Consider the following 18,673-nt stretch of genomic DNA (forward strand, 5'->3'; position numbering starts at 1 on the left):
AGCAGCAGGGACAGTCGGATCGACAACCGTAGCAGCAGGGACAGTCGGATCGACAACCGTAGTAGCAGGGACAGTCGGATCGGCAGTCGTATTAGTTGGAGTAATTGTATCGTTAGCCGTTGCAGTTGGAGCCGCCGGTTCGGTAGCTGATGTAGCTGGCGCCGTCACATCGGTAGTAGGTGGAGTTGTGTCTGTGGTTGCAGTTTCTAGGCTATTTGTTGAGGGTGCTGTTATTAAAGGAGTTGTACTGACTGGAGCAACAGTTTCAGCTGTTATGACCGCGGTTTCTTGATTGGGAGTAGTGTTGGTGTCGATTGGTTGAGAAGTATCCACAGACTCACCCGTTGCTGCCACAGTTTCCATTGGATTACTATATAAAGTAACCATCAAAAAGAGAGGGGCCAGCAACATTAACCTTTGTTTCATATCTAGCCCTCCTTTAGACGCTAAACCTGAATAAAGGAAAAAAATTTAACCCTGACCGGTAATAAACTGATGCGGTTTCCTACTCCGATGCGATGCTACATGATGTTCCTCCCCTTCCAGTTTGTTTGGCTGAAGTAACAACTATATCTGAACTAATTATAATTCAAATGAAAGCGTTTTACAAATAAGGTGACGCGATTGTGAAATGAATGGTTGAATCCTTTCAGTGATTTGGGAAATCCTTGTGAAAAAAGGAGAGGTCGCCGGAAAATGGCAAACACTCGTAAAGGAGAAAGAATAGCGGATGTCTGAGCTGTCCGCTTTGGATTTTTTTCAATAAATTAGCACGTTATTGAGCTTCACGAAGTTTTACTTTTTTGTTACGTTTTGCATTTAGTCTTTTTAATTTGCATATGTTGATTTATACTAGAACAATGATGAAAAAGTGCGGTTGGTATAGGGGTCGATTTGGTCCAGTTGCACAGAAAGAGGATAACACCATAATGAATGAAACCAGAAGCTCTACTAAAAAAAGTAAAAAAAGAAATTGGATCATTTTATTTTCGTTGTTAGGCATGCTTTTGATTGGAGCAGGATTTTTATGGAAGGCATACAGCGACGTAGGCAACACGCTTCAGACGGTCTATGATAGCGTTGAAACGCAGAATAAACGGGATAATAAAGTTTCCGTTTCCGCAACAGAGCCCATAACCATTGCCTTACTGGGAATCGACAGCTATGGAGATGATTTGGAGGAAATGGGCGGCAGGTCGGATACGATCATCGTCGTCACCATCAATCCCAAAACAAAGGAAACCACCTTGGTGAGCATTCCCCGCGACTCCTATGCCGAGATGGTAGGCTATCAAACAGACGTATACGGCGAATACAACGACAAGATCACACATGCCTTCGCTTATGGCGGAACCGAAATGTCGCTGAATTCCATTCAGGAGTTCCTGAACATTCCGATCGATTATTATGTCGATATAAATATGTATGGCTTGGCCGATTTGGTTGATGCCCTTGGCGGCATCGAAATCACGAGCCCATTGACTTTTGATTATAACGATGCCTACTTTACAAAAGGCAAGAAAGTTACCCTGCAAGGCTGGGATGCTCTCGCTTTTGCAAGGATGCGTTATGATGATCCCGAAGGTGACATTGGCCGTGAAAAAAGACAGCAGATGGTCATAAAGGCAATCGTGGATAAATTGCTTAGTCTTGACGGCATTTCAAACTATCAAGCTATCCTGAAATCCGTGGAATCAAATATGAAAACGAATCTTTCCTTGAATGACCTGATCGATATCCAAAAGGGCTACAGTGATTCCATCCAGAATTACACGCAAGTTTCCCTTGCCGGTGAAGATACGTACTTTGAGGAAATCTACTATTATTATGTGAACCCGGAAGAAAGATTGCGCGTTTCCAACTTGCTGCGCGACCAATTGGGCTTGGCGCATGTTACGGAAGCGGATATGAATTTATCGGATGCTGATGCTACGTATGGCTATGGCAGCGCGGATACTGGAACAACCGATTCTTCTAATGGCGGCAACGTTGTGACTGATAGTGCAGACAGCAATGCGTATTAAGACAATCAGGGAACAAAAGGAATTTTAGGGAAGACAAATTATAGTCATTCGGAAAGAGGGATTTTATGTCAGTTTTAGTTACAGGCGGAGCCGGCTATATCGGCAGCCATACAGTTGTGGAATTATTGAACGCAGATTATGAAGTGGTCATCGTGGACAACTACTCGAACAGCAAACCGGAAGTGTTGAACCGCATCCAAACGATCACGGGGAAAACACCGACTTTTTATGAAGTCGATGTATTGGATAAGGAAGCATTGGATGCCGTCTTCGCGAAGGAAGCCATCGATTCCGTCATCCATTTTGCAGGCTTCAAGGCGGTAGGCGAATCGGTTTCCAAACCGATCGAATATTACCATAACAACATCACCAGCTCGCTGGTCTTGTGCGACGTGATGCGCAACCATGGCGTCAAGAAAATCGTCTTCAGCTCGTCGGCGACCGTCTACGGTATGAACAACGTGTCGCCTTTGACGGAGGACCTGCCGACCAGCGCAACGAATCCTTACGGCTACACCAAAGTGATGATCGAACAGATCCTGCAGGACGTGGCTGTTTCCGACGCAGAGTGGAGTATTGCTTTGTTGCGTTACTTCAATCCGATCGGTGCGCATGCATCCGGCCTGATCGGCGAAGATCCGACCGGCATCCCAAACAATTTGATGCCGTACATCACGCAAGTCGCTGTCGGCAAACTGCCGCGCTTGAGCGTCTTCGGCAACGACTATGACACGCCGGACGGCACAGGCGTGCGCGACTACATCCACGTCGTTGACTTGGCATTGGGCCACATCAAGGCATTGGAGAAAGTCCAAGATACGAACGGCGTGGGCATCTACAATTTGGGTACCGGCACAGGCTACAGCGTATTGGATTTGGTGCACAACTTCGAAGAAGCAAACGGCGTGGAAATTCCTTACGTCATCGTCGACAGACGCCCCGGCGATGTGGCGACCTGTTATGCAGACGCAACCAAAGCACGCGAAGAATTGGGTTGGACGGCCAAAAAGACGTTGGCTGACATGTGCCGCGATTCCTGGAACTGGCAAAAAAACAATCCGAACGGATACGAAGAAGCATAAGTTGCTCTAAATATAAACCAAGGTGGGATGTAATCATTCAGCGTGATTATGTTCCACCTTCTTTGCATAGTGGCAGCCTAGCCCTTCTAAAGCGGGGACCAAAATACCTTTTGGAAGGCACTGGAGCCACTAGCGAAAACTGTGTTATTTCCGCTAGTGGCTCTTATGATCGGGACAAAACGACTTTTGTCTCAGCTTCGTTTTTTTTTATCGGTTTATTTGTTATAATGGAACGGACTATTATAGATGAAAGAGGTAGACAAATGAGCAAAGTACGCAAAGCTGTCATTCCGGCAGCAGGTTTAGGCACACGTTTTTTACCAGCAACAAAAGCTATGGCAAAAGAAATGATGCCGATTGTCGATACACCCAGTATTCAATATGTCGTGGAAGAAGCCATCGCTTCCGGCATTGAAGAGATCATCATCATTTCCGGGAAAGGGAAGAGCCCCATTGAAGATCACTTCGATGTGAACTTTGCCCTGGAAGAAAATTTAAAAGAAAAAGGCAAAGATAAGATGTTGGCGATGGTCCAAAAAACGAATTTGCCGCATATCCATTATGTCCGCCAAGCCTATCCTCGCGGTTTGGGTGATGCGATTCTGCAAGCGGAGACTTTCATCGGCAACGAGCCCTTTGTTGTCCTGTTGGGGGATGACATCATGCCGAATGAGGTTCCTTTGACAAAATCATTGATAGATACCTATAACCAAACGGATTGCGGCGTCGTGGCTACCATGCGTATCCAGAACGAAGCGACGAACCGATACGGCATCATCGACATCAAAGAGCAAGTATCGGAGCATACCTACAGTGTGAATCATTTCATCGAAAAACCGAGTCCGGAAACAGCACCGAGCAATCTGGCCATCATCGGCAGATACTTGCTGACGCCGGAAATTTTTGATATCCTGCGCAACCAGGAACCGGATGAGGGCAATGAAGTCCAATTGACCGATGCCATCGAATCGCTGAATAAAATCCATCCCTTGGTTGCCTATGAATATACCGGAAAACGTTACGATGTAGGGGATAAATACGGTTTATTGGTTGCGAACATCGAGTTCGGCCTGGAAAATAAAGATACCAAAGAACATATGCATGACTACATCATCGCATTGGGTAAAGAACTCAAGAGAGTGTGATGAATTGCGGTAGGGGGCGAGCACTAAGAGGACTAGCCGTAAATGGGCCGGTTTTGCCCATGCGGACTAGACCCCTTAGGCGGAACCCCCTGCAATTCAGAACACGTTTAAGAAAAGAGTGTGATGAAATGCGTTTAGCCCCCATACAATCGTGTTTGCGAAACGATAGTGGGCTGATTTTTGGAACGCATCTACGCCTCGCAAACGAAAACAAAAAAACGTGCTTTCAAGCCAAGGAAGGATAGAGAATGGAAACCAGACCTTTTTTCAGCATCGTTATACCTGCGTATAACTGTGCCACTACCATCGGCACGACGCTGATGAGCATCGTGGCGCAATCGTTTGCCGATTATGAAGTCATCATCGTGAATGATGGTTCGAAAGACAACACCACAGACGTGTTGCGGGGATTTGTGGAGAAAGAAAGCCGCTTTTCGTTTCTCACCATCCCGAACAACGGGCCGGGGAATGCGCGCAACCAAGGCATCCGCCTGGCAAAGGGGCAATACCTGTTCTTGATGGACGCGGATGATGCGATCGAGTCGCACACATTGGAGCAATACCAGCAGATCATCACGGAGCAGGATCCCGATCTGATCGTGTCCTCCTATAAATTGAAGGTTTTGGACAACCAGCAGACCGTTTCCGAAAAACAGGTCATCGCGGCTGACGCCGTTTATCCTACGAACGAAGCGTTCCTGGACAACCTCTACCCGTTGATGAACAAGCAATTGATGTACGTCATCTGGAATAAAATCTATCGGCTGGATATCATCCATGCCAATCAGGTCGCTTTCCCGCCGTACAGCAGCTGCGAGGACCGCCTGTTCAATCTGGCTTACTACCGCCATGCAAACAAGGTCGTCACTACCAGCAAAATCCTTTATCATTATTCCTTCGAGGGGAAGAGCAGCCTGACGAACAAGTATTTCGACAACAAGTTCGAGACCTTTTTGGAGTTCTACAATGTGCTGTTGGATCTAACGGATAAAGACCTGCAAGGCTTCAGCGCGCTGTTTTTGAAGGGAACGATGTCCTGCATCATCCCGTTGCACAGCGACAGCTGTCCGCTTGATTTCAAACAGAAACGCCAGTACATCAAGAATATCCTGGATCATCCGCGGGTGCAGTTTGCGGTGGCGAACAGCTTGACGGATACAAGCATCCGGAAAGTCATGAAGCTTTTGTTCCAGACGAAATCGATCAGCCTGAACTATGCCGCATCATACATGATGTACGTGATCAGCAACGCATCACCGAAGCTGATCGAAAAATTAAAAGGGAATTTTTAACCAGATGGGAGAGTTTAAGCGAATGAATCAGCCAAAAAGAGTCCTGCATTTCCAGGGCAGAATGGGAAGAGGCGGGGCTGAAACCTTCATGATGAACGCCTACCGCAATATCGACCGCACAAAATATCAATTCGATTTTGTGATCTACGAAGAATTTGCGGATGTGCGGCCTTACCATGATGAGATAGCGCAATTGGGCGGGAAAATTTTTGTTGTGCCGAACCCGAATAAACACCCGTTGAAATACATCAACCGCGTCAGCGAACTGCTCAAAGAAAACCAAGTGGATATCGTCCACAATGAAATCTTTTTCGGTGGCGGCCTGAACTTGTGGCTTGCGGCCAAAGCCGGCATCACGAAGCGGATTGCACACAGCCACGCCACCTCGGACGGGAAGGGCAACAAAATCCCGTACAGCATCGTCCGGCCGGTCTTCAACAACTTGATGATGAAATATGCGACGGATTTTCTGGCCTGCTCCAATGAAGCGGGCATCGGTCTTTTCGGGGATAAACAGGCTTTCCATATGATCCCGAACGGCATCGATCTGCAGCGCTACCGCAATGTCGCCGTCACCAAGGCAGAGATGCTGGAAACGTTCGGTTTGCCGCAGGATGCTTTTGTCATCGGCCACATCGGACGCTTCGAGGAACAAAAGAACCATAGACTGTTGCTGGAAATCATCGCCCACATCCTGCAGACGCACAAAAACGTATACTTGTTGTCCGTCGGGGCCGGCAGCCTGGAACAGGAAATCCATGAACGTGCCGAGCAGTTGGGCATTTCCGATCATGTCCTGTTCCTGGGCGAACGGAACGACATACCGGAGCTGCTGAAGACGATGGATGTTTTCTTGCTGCCTTCCTTATATGAAGGATTGCCGATCGTCGCTGTCGAAGCGCAGGCCGCCAATGTCAAAATGGTGCTTTCCACGGAAGTCTCGCACGATACGGTCCTTTCCGAAAACGTCATCTTCGTGGCCTTGGACGCACCTTTAGCGGAATGGGAAACAGCCATCATGGGCGGAACATCCGGCAATACGCCGAAGCCTGAACTGGAAGCATTCGACATGGTGAAGACGGCGCATGCGCTCGAAAAAATATATGATGACCAGGGGGAATCCGCGTGATAAATTTACCGACTGCAAAGCAGACGAAAGGCTTTTTAAAAGATAACAAAAAAACAATCCTGACGACCACGATTGCCATCATTATCCTGTATGTATTGGGGATTGCTTATACGCTGTTCAGCAATGGAAAGGTCGATGAAATCAAAAAAATCGATCCCGCTACCGGCTTGGAAGTGAAAACCATCACTTCAAAAGAATACACGCAATTATTGGACCAAGCTGTCCGCTTTGACTTTTATGTCGAGAACAGCGACGGCGGTGCTTTTGTAAATTCTAACCTATTGGAATCGGTGCTGCTGTCACCGGCAGTCTCTTCTGAAATAGATGCGCAAGAAAAGATTGTGCCAACAATCAAGGGGGATATCCCTTTGAAATACATGCTCGACGTCAGTGCCGATGGCAGTGATAATTCGATGCACATCACGGTCAGTACCGGGGATTACAAAAAGAACTTGGCCATCGCCAAAATCCTTTATGCGACAGTCAGCGAAAAGACTTTGCCGCTTTTGAACAACAAAAATATCTACATGCTTTCAGAACCGCATAAGGTTGAAATCGAGCACGGTCCAGAAGCGACGGAGGAAAAAACTGGTACGGGCGCACTGACCTATGCTGTATTGGGAATCGGCGTTTGCATCGGAGCCATCGTTGCGGGCATCCTGATCGCCTTCGCCAGATTGTTCTTCAAAAAAGAGATCACCGATGTGTTCAGCTACAGGAAATCGGATGATGATACCCTCATCGATCTGACGCATCTTGCAGCGGGAGACAACAAAGATGAACTGGCGCACAGCATCCAATATCCCGCCGTCGGCCGCAAATTGATCCTGTCCGAACAAGCCTTGCCTTCGGATCTGCAGGCCGTTCTGATTGCCGAAGACGCATCGGAGAACAAATATGTGTTCGCACAGGACATCACAGCGGTAGATCCGCAACTGAACTTTGATGAAATCATCATCGTTTCGCAAAAGAATATCACAGCAAAGAGCTGGTATAATACTCAACGGATTCAATTGGAAAATTATCCGACTCCAATCAAAATCATCTTACTATAGCATTGGAGGAGCAGAACGTATGACACTTTATGTTTTTATGTTCATTACATTATTATTGCTTTCCGTGGGGGAGGTCATCTACGGAAATAAAAAGGTAGTCCTGATTGGCGGGGGGCTGCTGTCCCTGTTGGCTGGCCTGCGTTATTATTCGGGATACGACTTTGCGCCTTATTATTCCTTCTTTCATGACCTGACCGGCATCCAGGATGTATTCAATGGGAAAATCGATGCAGAATCCGGCTATTTGCTGCTGAACTATCTGTTCCTGAAGCTGGGCTTGAACTTCTACGCCTTCATCCTGTTTTTCGCATTTTTGAGCATGGGATTGTTGATCAATTTCCTGTATCGCAATGCGCCGTATCCTTCCTTGATCCTTTTCTATTACTTCTCCAGGTTTTTCCTGGCCAGGGATATGGGGCAGATCAGGGGATCGATTGCCAGCATCATCCTGTTGTACTCCGTGAAGTATATGAAAGAAAAGCAGCTGTTCAAATTTTTGGTGGTTGTCTTCGTCGCCTCCCTTTTCCATATCACGGCGCTCATCTTCATAGTCGGCTATCTTTACGAGAACTACCTCTATGATGGCAGCTGGAAGCAGCTGACCTTTTTGTTCCTGCTTGCGCTCACAATCGGGCTCATCATTCAGAACCCGAGCCTGTACCTATGGGCCATTCCGCAAAGATACGCGCCGTATTTCACCAATCCCGCCTATACAAGCGGAAAATGGTTGATGAATCCGGTCTTATGGATGCAACTGCTCGTCTTTTTCGGGGCACTGCTTTTCACCGGCATAAAGAAGGACAGCACTTACCGGACCTACCACAATCTTTATTTCTTGGCGTCGCTTAGTTTGATCGCCTTTGGTAACCTTGCGACCGTCGGCGGGAGATTGAGCTCGCCCTTTGCAACCTACGAGATGTTCGTTGCGCCTTATCTCATCCTGAATTTCACCAAAAACAAATTGGTCAATTTGGTGCTCTATCTGGGTTTCACGGTCGTCATCTTCCTGCTGATCTTCGTCTTATCAGGGGATTACGTGCATTTCATCCCGTATGACACCCTTCTGAACTGAGCAGGGAAATAACTTAAATGGAAGCCTATACAGCGATGTGTAGGCTTTTTTCATTTGCACCCGACATGGCAAAGCCCGATCCGGCGTACAGGGTGCGAGGCCCGGGATCGACTTTTGCAATAAAGATATATTTTTTTTGTAGAGGAGGGCGAATGGTTGTTGTATACTTATTAAGTAACCATTAAGATTGGAGGGGAATAGATGGAGAAAAAGAAAAAACTGGCATTATTTTTGGCTTGTTCGGCATCAATCTTGCAATTGGTAAGTGCCATGCAACCCTTGGCTTCGGTGGCATATGCGGCTGAAACGGCGAGAAGCAGTACGCTGACGACGGGGACAGAACCGACTGCCGTGGACCAAACAGCAGCAGTGGCGTATATCGGACTGATTGCGGATGCTGCCCAGAAGGCCACGGAGAATAACCCGATAGATGCTTCCCTCTTGATAGGGTACTCGATCCTCTATACGGACTGGGGAACCACATTGGGCGGACAAACGGGCAATTATCTGCCGGCTGTTGGCCAGAGCGGTACACAGCAGACGCTGGCCGATGATTTCCGGATTTTTGCAGATACGTTCTACTCCGCATCCAAAGATTCGCTGAATGCAGCGCCAGACCGTGAAACCCAATCAGCCTTGCTGGAGAGTTATGTAAAAGTTCCGGGGATTGCCCAACAGCTAGCGGCACTTATTGCACAGTACAATCTTCAGACGTACGATCTAACAGCTGCAGCTACGGAAGCAGCGATTGCCGAAACGAAACCGGCCGCAGCGGTGCCGACGTCGGCTTTGAGCAGCACCGTGGTGGAACCCGCCTCCGTTCCTGTGAACTACACGGCTACAATCTATAAAGTGGGTTACAGTATCGACACCCTGCCATGGGGAGTGCCCGGCTATCAGTTGGTGGCAACATCGAGTGATTACATCGGCAGCGTGGTCCAAGTGACCAAAGAATCGCTTGACCATGCCTACGGTTACATCGTGAGCAATGGGACTGGCTTAGGCTGGGTCGATTTGAAGGCGCTTAAGACTGCAGAGCGAAAAGCGGTTGCTTATTCGGCCTACATCACGAGCGGCGGCTACGAAATCGACAGCCTGCCTTGGGGCGAACCGGGTTATGCCTTAATCGGCTATACATCCGCACATCTCGGCAAGCAAGTGGACATTACTTTTGAATCCGCGGACGGCAACTATAAATATGCCAGCTCAAACGGCAAAGCCATCGGCTGGGTCGACAAGCGCGCATTCGGCCTGACGGGAACGGAAAAGGTCAGCTTCCTGCAAGGGCCTTATTCGATCGACACCTTGCCGTGGGGCACGCCGGGTTATGCTTATGTCGGCGCAGCGGGCGATTATGCCGGCATCGAAGTGACGGTCAAAGGGACAACCCAAAACGGCCTCTATGCTTTGGTTTCCAAAGACGGAAAGGATCTGGGTTGGATCGATAACCGGGCCATCACGAATATGAAGGCGACGCCGGTCAACTATTCGGCCTACATCACGAGCGGCGGCTACGAAATCGACAGCCTGCCGTGGGGCACGCCGGACTTCACCTTGGTCGGTTACACATCCGGCCAGCTGGGCAAGCAAGTGGACGTCCTTTACGAATCACTCGACGGCAACTACAAGTACGTCAGCTCAGGCGGCAAATCCATCGGTTGGGTCGACAAGCGCGCATTCGGCTTGACGGGGACAGAGAAAACAAGCTTCCTGCAAGGAACTTATTCGATCGATACTTTGCCGTGGGGCACGCCGGGTTATGCTTATGTCGGTGCAGCGGGTGATTATGCCGGCATCGAAGTGACGGTCAAAGGGACGACCCAGAACGGCCTCTACGCTTTGATTTCCAAAGACGGAAAGGACTTGGGCTGGATCGATAACCGGGCCGTCAAAGACCTGAAAGTCAAGCAAGTCTCCTATTCGGACTACATAACAAGCGGCGGCTATGAAATCGACAGCTTGCCGTGGGGCGAACCGGGCTTCGCTTTGATCGGCTACACCTCCAGCCAGCTTGGCAAGAAAGTGGACATCCTCTATGAATCCCTGGACGGGAACTATAAGTATGTCAACGCCAACGGGAAAAACGTTGGCTGGATCGACAAGCGTGCGTTTGGGCTTAGCGGAACGGAATACAGCGCCACGATCCAATCGGGTTCCTACTCGATCGATACTTTGCCGTGGGGCACACCGGGCTTTGCCTATGTAGGCGCTTCGGGCGATTATATCGGGGCAGAGCTGACGGTCAAAGGCACAACCAAGAATGGCCTCTACGCCTTGCTCTTCAAAAACGGTCAGGAATTGGGCTGGGTCGACAATCGGGCCATCAAGCCCCTGAACGTCCAAGTGGTAGCCTATTCCGCCTATATTTCCGGCGGGCAATTCGAAATCGATACCCTGCCATGGGGCGAGTATGGGTTTAAGGCAATCGGCTCGACTGCGTCATTGGTCGGGGTGAAGGCCGATATCTCCAAGAAGACGGCTGACGGGAATTACCTCTATGCCTCCTTGAACGGTCAGGCATTGGGCTGGATCGACAAGCGCGCCTTCGGATTCGATGCGCCGGCCTATTCTTGGTATATAACGGACGGTTCCTACAGCATCACCAATTTGCCGACGGGAACGCAAGGCTCCGCCTATCTGGCTGCGGCCAGTGCCTATGCCGGCAAGGAATTGGAAGTGATCGGCCAGACGCAGGACGGCGCCCAACGATGGGTAGCAGTCAACGGCCAGCCAATCGGTTGGGTCGACGCGCGTGCCGGCAGGATACTCTACAGCACGACGACATCTTATACGGCGACGATCGGCTACGGCGGATACAGCATCGACTCGTTGCCTTGGGGAACCCAAGGATTCTACTCGGTCGCAAGCTCCAGCAATTACGTCGGCCAGACGGCAACCGTATCGAAAATTTCGGTGGACGGATCCTATGTCTTCATCACGATTGGCGGAAAAGCATTGGGCTGGATCGACAAACGTGCGTTTGAAGTCCACCATGTCGTGTATTTGGATCCAGGCCATGGCGGCACCGAGTCGGGTGCAACCTACAGCGGGGTACTGGAAAAGACCCTCAACCTGGAAGTTTCGAATGAAGTGAAAACCTATTTGGAAGCTTTGGGTTACACGGTCATCATGACCCGCACAACGGATCAAACCGTCAGTCTGTTGAGTCGGTCTATCGCGGCGAATGCTTCCGCGGCGGAGATATTCGTCAGCATCCACCACAATGCGATGCCAACGAATACAACGGTAACGGGTGTCGAAACCTATTATTATGAGTATGATCCGAATTATCCATCGTTGATCAATGCCGCGATGCACAATGATCCTACGCGGATTCTGGAAAGCGCGCAATTGGCCGCTGCCATCCATGAGTCAGTGGTCGGCAGCACCGGCGCTGTCGACCGCGGCATCAGAAGCGAAACCTTCTCGGTGCTGCGTGAAACGGATATACCGGCAGTGTTGCTGGAACTGGGCTACATGAGTTCACCGACTGAATTGCAGAAATTGACGAGTGACAGTTATCAAACCATTTTGGCGAAAGCCATCACGAGCGGCATCGTCAGCTACTTCAAATAATAGAAAGCAAAAAATATAGGAAAGACGGGGTCTGTAAATCCAAGGCTCCGTCTTTTTTTCATGCAATCATCTGCTGATTGTGTTTTCTTCCTATAATGGGATTGATTTTTTTTTGCCGTAATGGTAACGTTTACTGTATCAATGTAGCGCAATATTTATGGGATGGCGTAATCAGACCGGGATGCTGCGGCAATATGAAGTTGGTTTGAAATGAAAATAATCTGATCGATGATGGTGATGGAGGGATTTTATGATTGTGCAAAAAAAACATTTAAGGGCGTGCATCGCTTTATCAAGCATGGCTGCTTCCAGCCTGCTTTTTGGAAATAAATACGCATTTGCCGATGAAGTAAACACCAACACAGTGGAACCACAAAGTACGGCGACCGGAGCTGCAGCTGCAGCCGTAGCAACGGATACGCCCAGCGCGGCGGACGAACCCGTCGTCTCAGCAGAAATGCCGGTTGCCGGTGCCGTCACGGCAACGGAGAAAGATGGCGTCAAACAGACCGTTTTGGATCCGCTGTTGCCGGAAGCAACAGAAATCAGCGGCTCTACGTTACCGAATGGCTATCTCGTTTTTTATAAGGAGGATACCATCCTTGCGGAAACGGCCGTCGATGAGACCGGCCTGTTCAAACTGCCGGTGACAGGAATCGTTGCGGGCATGAAGATAAAGGCGGTCGTCTACGGCAATCAGGACAAGACAACTGTCCTGGAGGAGACCGAATGGACCGTCCCGGCAACGGACAAACCTGCAGCGGACGTCGCCATGCCGGATCCAATAACGGATCCAACACTTGCAGCACCGGAAGCGTCCGGTGCTGCAGAAACGGTAATTCTCGATCCTTTGGCGGATGAAACGCTCAATGCTAGTACAGAGCTGCCGGCAGGAAATATAGCGACGGAAACGCCCTCGATGAGCGTTTCCGCTGCGGCCGTGAGCGTAGAAACGGCTGCCGTCCAGGAGGCGAAAGGGTCTTGGTATTATTACGTCCAGTCCGGCGATAGCCTGCAATCCATCGCCACCCACTATGCGACTGATGTGGCCAGTTTAGTGAGATGGAACAGCCTTGTTGATGCCAATAAAATTGTTGTCGGACAGCTCTTGAGCGTGAACGGGACGAATGCCTATGCGGAAATCGACAAGGAAACGCGCACCTTTGCCGACAATGCCGCATTCGTCAATTATCTCGGGCAATATGCGACCGATATCGGGGTTGATTATAACCTATACGCATCCGTCATGGTTGCGCAGGCTTCTTTAGAATCGGCTTACGGGACCAGCAAACTGGGAACTGTCGGCAACAATCTTTTTGGAATAAAGGGTTCCTATGAAGGTAACTCCATCGTGATGAGGACATGGGAAGAGCAGAGCGACGGATCGATCATCTGGATCGATGCTTTCTTCCGACTCTATCCTTCCTACCAGGAATCGATGGTGGACTATGCTGAAAAATTGCGCACTGGCGTGAGCTGGGACCCGAATTACTACAAGGGAACCTGGATCGAGAACACGACCAGCTATAAGGATGCCACCCTCTATCTGACCGGCCGTTATGCGACCGATTCTTCCTATTACCTCAAGTTGAACAGCATCATCAGCGCCTACAGCTTGACGAAGTTCGATGGGCCGAAAACCGTGGCTGCTGACTACAGCGCCATCGTAGCCGGGAATGGTTATTCGATTGACAGCCTGCCGTGGGGGACGACCGGCTATGAATATGTGGCTTCTTCCTCAGCCTATTACGGGATGGAAGTCCATGTATCGCGGCAGACTGCGGATAGCCAGTATTCTTACATTTCCATCGACGGGAAGGATTTGGGCTGGATCGACAGCGCTGCCTTGAAAAGATTCGCTACGGTTTCCACGAACTACAGCCTGCCGATCATGAACGGAGGCTATTCAATCGACAGCCTGCCGTGGGGCGAACCCGGCTGCGTCAAGCTTGGGGACTCAGCCACCTACTACGGGAAAGTGGCGACCGTCGTCCGCGAAACGGCGAACGGAGCCTATGCCGAAATAGCCATCGATGGGGTGCTGAAAGGCTGGATCGATAAAAAGGCCTTCAATGCCGCTTTTGAGAGCTATACGGCAACCATCCAAAAAGGGAATTATTCGATCGACAGCCTACCATGGGGGACGAGCGGCTACCGCACCCTCGACTGGAGCAGTGCCTATGTGGGCAAAACCGTATCAGTCATCGGCAAATCAGCCGATGAAGCCTATCTTTGCATCGCGTACAACGGTGCTGCCTTGGGGTGGGTTGACTACAAAGCCTTCGAGAGCTTTGGATCCGTGAATGCCTATTATTATGCCATCGTTTCCGGAACCAACTATTCGATCGACAGCCAACCTTGGGGGGAAGTCGGCTATGCGTACCTTGATACGTCCGCAAATTACTATGGTAAAGAAGTACTTGTCACCAGGAAAACAGCAAATGGCCAATACGCCTATATTTCGATCAACGGCAAAGGGTTGGGCTGGATCGACAACAGAGGTCTGCAGACGTTTACGACCAAGGCAGTGAGCTATAGTCTGCCGATCATGGCCGGCAATTATTCGGTCGATAGCCTGCCATGGGGAGAACCGGGATTCGTCAAGGTTGCGGATGCCTCCGTTTATTTTGGTAAAATTGCGACCGTTCTGCGGGAAACGGCGAACGGAGCCTATGCGGAAATAACCATCGACGGGCAGCGGCTTGGCTGGGTCGACAAACGGGTATTCAACAATGTGAAGCAAGCAGACTATTACGCCGGCATCTCCAGACAGAGCTATTCGATCGACAGTCTGCCATGGGGAACGGCTGGTTTCCAAACGGTCGGCAGCAGCAATGAACAGCTCGGGAATTGCGTGAAAATCATCGCGGAGACGAGTGACGGGCTCTATAAGCTCGTGCAAAAAGACGGACAGACGTTGGGCTGGATCGACAATCGGGCCTTGACGGCGTTCGGCACCGTGGCAGCGAATTACGCGGCAACGATCCAGTCGAGCGGGTATTCGATCGATAGTTTGCCGTGGGGTACGACAGGGTTCACGCTGGTGTCATTGACCAGTTCTTACTTGAATAAGCCGGTTCAGGTGATCCGGGAGACCGCAAACGGTGCCTATGCGTTGATTGCGGTCGACGGCAAAACGATCGGCTGGGTTGATAAGCGGAGCTTCAACAAATAAAGTCAAAAAAACCAGGAAGAGCGCCGAAATGCGCTTCCTGGTTTTTATTCATTGTTCAGAGCAAATTATAGAGATTTTGCTAATTCGGTAACTTTAGCAAGACCTTCTTCGATGATAGTTGCAGCTTGATCTGGTGCAGCCGCGTGGCCTTCGATGATGACTTCGCCGATGATTTCCATTCCGAATACGCCAGCAAATACGTTGCGCATGTAGTTAACGCCCATATCCATTGCAGACATTTCAGGAGTCGAGTAGTATCCGCCGCGAGCGTTCAATAGGATGACTTTCTTTTCAGGCATCAAAGCAACCATTGTGCCGGTTTCGTCATATTTGAAAGCAAAGCCTGCTGCAAAGATGTAGTCGATAAATGTTTGCAATTTAGCAGGAATCGTCAAGTTCCATAATGGGAATGCGAACACGATGACATCAGCTGCAGTGACAGCGTCCATTGCTTTTTGTTTAGCAGCCAATAGACGGTTTTCGATGTCCGTCAATTCTTCGCCGGCAGCCATTTTTCCGTAAGCGCCGAATAAGTCTTGCCCTAAGTAAGGCATATCTTCTGAGAAGACGTTGTAAGTTGTTACGTTCACTGCTGTATTTTCTTTCGCAGCAGCAACGAATGTTTCAAACATTTTTGTTGAAATAGCTTCTTCTGCGGGTCTGTTGTTTCCTTTAACTACTAATACGTTCATTTGTCGTTCCTCCGATAAGTTCGATTTTATGCTGATGGGACAAGGTTTTGTCCCTCAGCTTACTTTATTATAGCACATTATCTTGAATCCGTACTAAAAAAAGCTCGTTTTAAGTAAAATATTTTGAATCCGAGTAATTTGAATTGACTGGAGTGGGTTTCCGGTTGAATAGAAGCCTTGTTCGTCCCCGAACGACAAGTTCCCCAAATAGGCTGAACAACGCTGGTCAAGTGTGTTAGGATAGATGTACAGTGATTTGAGAATAACGATATGTAGAGAGGTGGACGCATATGGCAAATGATCTCATTTCAATCATCATCCCTTGCTACAACGAAGAAGAAATGCTTCCGATTTTTTACAAGGAAATTTCAGCGATCAGCCAGCAGATGCCGTCTGTCGGATTTGAATGGCTTTTTGTGAACGATGGTTCGAAAGACGATACGTTAAAAATAGTGAAGGGATTGTCCGAACAGGATGAGCATGTGCGGTTTTTGTCCTTCTCCCGCAATTTCGGGAAAGAGGCGGCCTTATATGCGGGCTTGCAGCACGCAAAGGGAAACTATATCGCCGTGATGGATGCGGACTTGCAGGATCCACCGGCATTGCTTCCCGCAATGTATGGCCTGATTCGGACGGGGGAGTACGATTGCATCGGCACCAAACGGGTGGACCGCAATGGGGAACCGCCTATCCGCTCCTTTTTTGCAAAGCAGTTTTATAGGTTGATCAATCATATCTCGGATACGGAGATAGTGGATGGCGCCCGGGATTTCCGTTTGATGACCCGTCAAATGGTGGATGCGGTCCTCGAAATAACGGAATACAATCGCTTCTCGAAAGGCATTTTCAGTTGGGTGGGTTTCCATACGAAATATTTGGAATTCGAAAATAAGGAACGTATCGCCGGCAAAACAACCTGGTCCTTTTGGGGGCTGTTCAAATACTCGCTGGATGGCATCGTTGCTTTTTCCGATGCGCCGTTGGGGATTGCTTCCTTCATCGGGTTCGGCACCTTTCTTCTGGCGGTTCTGGCAGCGATTTTCTTCGCCATCCGGACGCTGGTATTCGGCAATGCGACTTCCGGCTGGACCTCTTTGATCGTCATCATTCTGGGGATGGGCGGTCTGCAGCTGCTGTGTCTGGGGATACTGGGCAAGTATCTGAGCAAGACGTTCATGGAAACGAAACGCAGGCCACTCTACATCCTGAAGGAAACGGATCGGGATACAAGAGCCGAGCTGCAATCCAAGGAATAGACGGTTTAAATGATAAAAGAAAAGGAAGGCGCGAATGATATGCTCGCGCCTTCCTTTTCTTTTATCCCGCTTTTTATCGTTTTCCTGCCATCACATAATGTCTAGCGGTCCAAGCCTGCCTCTCGGAATAAAGATGAAGGGTCCTCTTGGCTCTGCGAGCCAAGACATACGGTTCGACTAACCTGCTGACGCAGGAAGTCTCTCAGCAATTGCGCTCTACGATGCTCATTTGCATGGTAGTCTTAGGAATTCATTCCTTAGACTAACCAGTACAAGGCGACTGCAAGGAGCGTTGCTACCTGTCAGATTTCCTAAATTTCTTTCGAAGCAGGGCGGGCTTGTCCCGCTTTTCTTATTTTAATAACTCGTCCAGCCGCCGTCGACGGTGAGGATGGCTCCATTCACATAGCTGGCATCATCGGATGCCAGGAAGAGGGCGGCGCCCGCAATTTGTTTGGAGGAACCGTAGCTCGGAATGAGGGGCATGCCGACGCCGGTTGTTTCTTGGCCAAATTTATCCAACTCTGTCATCGATTGGCCGATGTTGGTTGCGATGGCTCCCGGTGCAATGGCATTGCAGCGGATGCCTTTTTTCGCATACATGAAGGCTGTATTTTTCGTCAAACCGATGATGGCATGTTTGGATGCCGTATAGGCTACGCCGGCACGACCGCCGTTCAAGCCACCGATGGAAGCGATATTGATGATGTTGCCGAAGCCTTGTTCCAAGAAAATGGCAACGGCTTTACGGGAAGCGTACATGGGTCCGTTGACGTTCACGGCAAAGACGTGTTCCCAGCGGGCGTTCTTGATGTCGCCTACCGGTTCGAAGCCATCCATGATACCCGCATTGTTCACGAGGATATCCAAATGCCCGAACATATCGACAGCCGTATCGATCATCGCATTGTTGTCTGCTTCAACGGAAACGTCAGCTTTCAGGAAGATCGCCGCATTCGGGAATAGTACATTGATGTCATTGGCGACTTTTTCCGCGCCATCAAGATTGTAATCGGCGACGACCACTTTAGCGCCTTCCTTGGCAAACAGGTGACAAATTGCTTCACCCATGCCGGATGCGCCACCGGTTACAACAGCAACTTTATTTTCTAGTCTCATGATAATTCCTCCATCTATAGTAGAATTGATAGATACAGTATAGCATGTATGCGTTT

At 49.4% G+C, this 18,673-nt stretch carries 13 protein-coding genes; 11 read left to right on the top strand and 2 right to left on the bottom strand.

Annotation, left to right across the window (positions count from 1 at the left end; genetic code table 11):
• The 10 genes from BM101_RS14235 to BM101_RS04385 all read left to right on the top strand — a co-directional run.
• Window positions 1-292 (top strand): hypothetical protein (locus BM101_RS14235; protein ID WP_218149878.1); only part of this gene is annotated, 292 nt, incomplete at its 5' end.
• Window positions 293-929: 637 nt separating this feature from the next.
• Entirely contained in the window at window positions 930-2,024 is a 1,095-nt protein-coding gene (locus tag BM101_RS04345) for an LCP family glycopolymer transferase (RefSeq protein ID WP_177194375.1), read from the top strand.
• 65 nt (window positions 2,025-2,089) lie between these two features.
• Complete coding sequence (gene galE / locus BM101_RS04350) at window positions 2,090-3,106, top strand: UDP-glucose 4-epimerase GalE (RefSeq protein WP_087033648.1); 1,017 nt, start codon at window positions 2,090-2,092, stop codon at window positions 3,104-3,106.
• A 263-nt stretch (window positions 3,107-3,369) separates the two neighbouring features.
• The gene (gene galU, locus BM101_RS04355; protein WP_087033649.1) at window positions 3,370-4,251 is read left to right on the top strand and encodes a UTP--glucose-1-phosphate uridylyltransferase GalU; all 882 of its coding nucleotides are present in this window, start codon (window positions 3,370-3,372) and stop codon (window positions 4,249-4,251) included.
• Between the two features lie 248 nt (window positions 4,252-4,499).
• Complete coding sequence (locus tag BM101_RS04360; RefSeq protein WP_087033650.1) at window positions 4,500-5,543, top strand: glycosyltransferase family 2 protein; 1,044 nt, start codon at window positions 4,500-4,502, stop codon at window positions 5,541-5,543.
• A gap of 22 nt (window positions 5,544-5,565) precedes the next feature.
• Window positions 5,566-6,672, top strand: a complete 1,107-nt coding sequence (locus BM101_RS04365) for a glycosyltransferase family 1 protein (protein WP_245825796.1) — start codon at window positions 5,566-5,568, stop codon at window positions 6,670-6,672.
• Window positions 6,669-7,727, top strand: coding sequence for a hypothetical protein (locus BM101_RS04370; RefSeq protein ID WP_087033651.1), 1,059 nt, complete (start codon window positions 6,669-6,671; stop codon window positions 7,725-7,727). Before BM101_RS04365 ends, BM101_RS04370 begins: the two co-directional genes overlap by 4 nt.
• A 19-nt stretch (window positions 7,728-7,746) precedes the next feature.
• Window positions 7,747-8,799: an EpsG family protein gene (locus BM101_RS04375; protein WP_087033652.1), complete on the top strand. Its 1,053-nt coding sequence runs from the start codon at window positions 7,747-7,749 to the stop codon at window positions 8,797-8,799.
• 201 nt (window positions 8,800-9,000) lie between these two features.
• Window positions 9,001-12,375, top strand: coding sequence for a GW dipeptide domain-containing protein (locus BM101_RS04380; RefSeq protein ID WP_087033653.1), 3,375 nt, complete (start codon window positions 9,001-9,003; stop codon window positions 12,373-12,375).
• A gap of 250 nt (window positions 12,376-12,625) precedes the next feature.
• Window positions 12,626-15,550, top strand: coding sequence for a GW dipeptide domain-containing protein (locus tag BM101_RS04385; RefSeq protein ID WP_087033654.1), 2,925 nt, complete (start codon window positions 12,626-12,628; stop codon window positions 15,548-15,550).
• Between the two features lie 65 nt (window positions 15,551-15,615).
• Here BM101_RS04385 and BM101_RS04390 read toward each other — a convergent pair whose 3' ends face one another.
• On the bottom strand, window positions 15,616-16,242 hold the full coding sequence (locus tag BM101_RS04390) for an FMN-dependent NADH-azoreductase (RefSeq protein WP_087033655.1): 627 nt from the start codon (window positions 16,240-16,242) through the stop codon (window positions 15,616-15,618).
• Between the two features lie 290 nt (window positions 16,243-16,532).
• Between BM101_RS04390 and BM101_RS04395 the strand changes: the two genes are divergently transcribed.
• Window positions 16,533-17,498: a glycosyltransferase family 2 protein gene (locus BM101_RS04395; protein WP_087033656.1), complete on the top strand. Its 966-nt coding sequence runs from the start codon at window positions 16,533-16,535 to the stop codon at window positions 17,496-17,498.
• Window positions 17,499-17,855: 357 nt separating this feature from the next.
• Here BM101_RS04395 and BM101_RS04400 read toward each other — a convergent pair whose 3' ends face one another.
• The gene (locus tag BM101_RS04400; RefSeq protein WP_087033657.1) at window positions 17,856-18,617 is read right to left on the bottom strand and encodes a glucose 1-dehydrogenase; all 762 of its coding nucleotides are present in this window, start codon (window positions 18,615-18,617) and stop codon (window positions 17,856-17,858) included.
• Between the last annotated feature and the right edge of the window lie 56 nt (window positions 18,618-18,673).

This window comes from Trichococcus palustris, assembly GCF_900114465.1.
GTDB lineage: Bacteria > Bacillota > Bacilli > Lactobacillales > Aerococcaceae > Trichococcus > Trichococcus palustris.

Coding starts and splice junctions, on each gene's coding strand:
- BM101_RS04345 (WP_177194375.1), top strand. CDS start 930: ATGAATGAAACCAGAAGCTCTACTAAAAAAAGTAAAAAAAGAAATTGG.
- galE (WP_087033648.1), top strand. CDS start 2,090: ATGTCAGTTTTAGTTACAGGCGGAGCCGGCTATATCGGCAGCCATACA.
- galU (WP_087033649.1), top strand. CDS start 3,370: ATGAGCAAAGTACGCAAAGCTGTCATTCCGGCAGCAGGTTTAGGCACA.
- BM101_RS04360 (WP_087033650.1), top strand. CDS start 4,500: ATGGAAACCAGACCTTTTTTCAGCATCGTTATACCTGCGTATAACTGT.
- BM101_RS04365 (WP_245825796.1), top strand. CDS start 5,566: ATGAATCAGCCAAAAAGAGTCCTGCATTTCCAGGGCAGAATGGGAAGA.
- BM101_RS04375 (WP_087033652.1), top strand. CDS start 7,747: ATGACACTTTATGTTTTTATGTTCATTACATTATTATTGCTTTCCGTG.
- BM101_RS04380 (WP_087033653.1), top strand. CDS start 9,001: ATGGAGAAAAAGAAAAAACTGGCATTATTTTTGGCTTGTTCGGCATCA.
- BM101_RS04385 (WP_087033654.1), top strand. CDS start 12,626: ATGATTGTGCAAAAAAAACATTTAAGGGCGTGCATCGCTTTATCAAGC.
- BM101_RS04390 (WP_087033655.1), bottom strand. CDS start 16,242: ATGAACGTATTAGTAGTTAAAGGAAACAACAGACCCGCAGAAGAAGCT.
- BM101_RS04395 (WP_087033656.1), top strand. CDS start 16,533: ATGGCAAATGATCTCATTTCAATCATCATCCCTTGCTACAACGAAGAA.
- BM101_RS04400 (WP_087033657.1), bottom strand. CDS start 18,617: ATGAGACTAGAAAATAAAGTTGCTGTTGTAACCGGTGGCGCATCCGGC.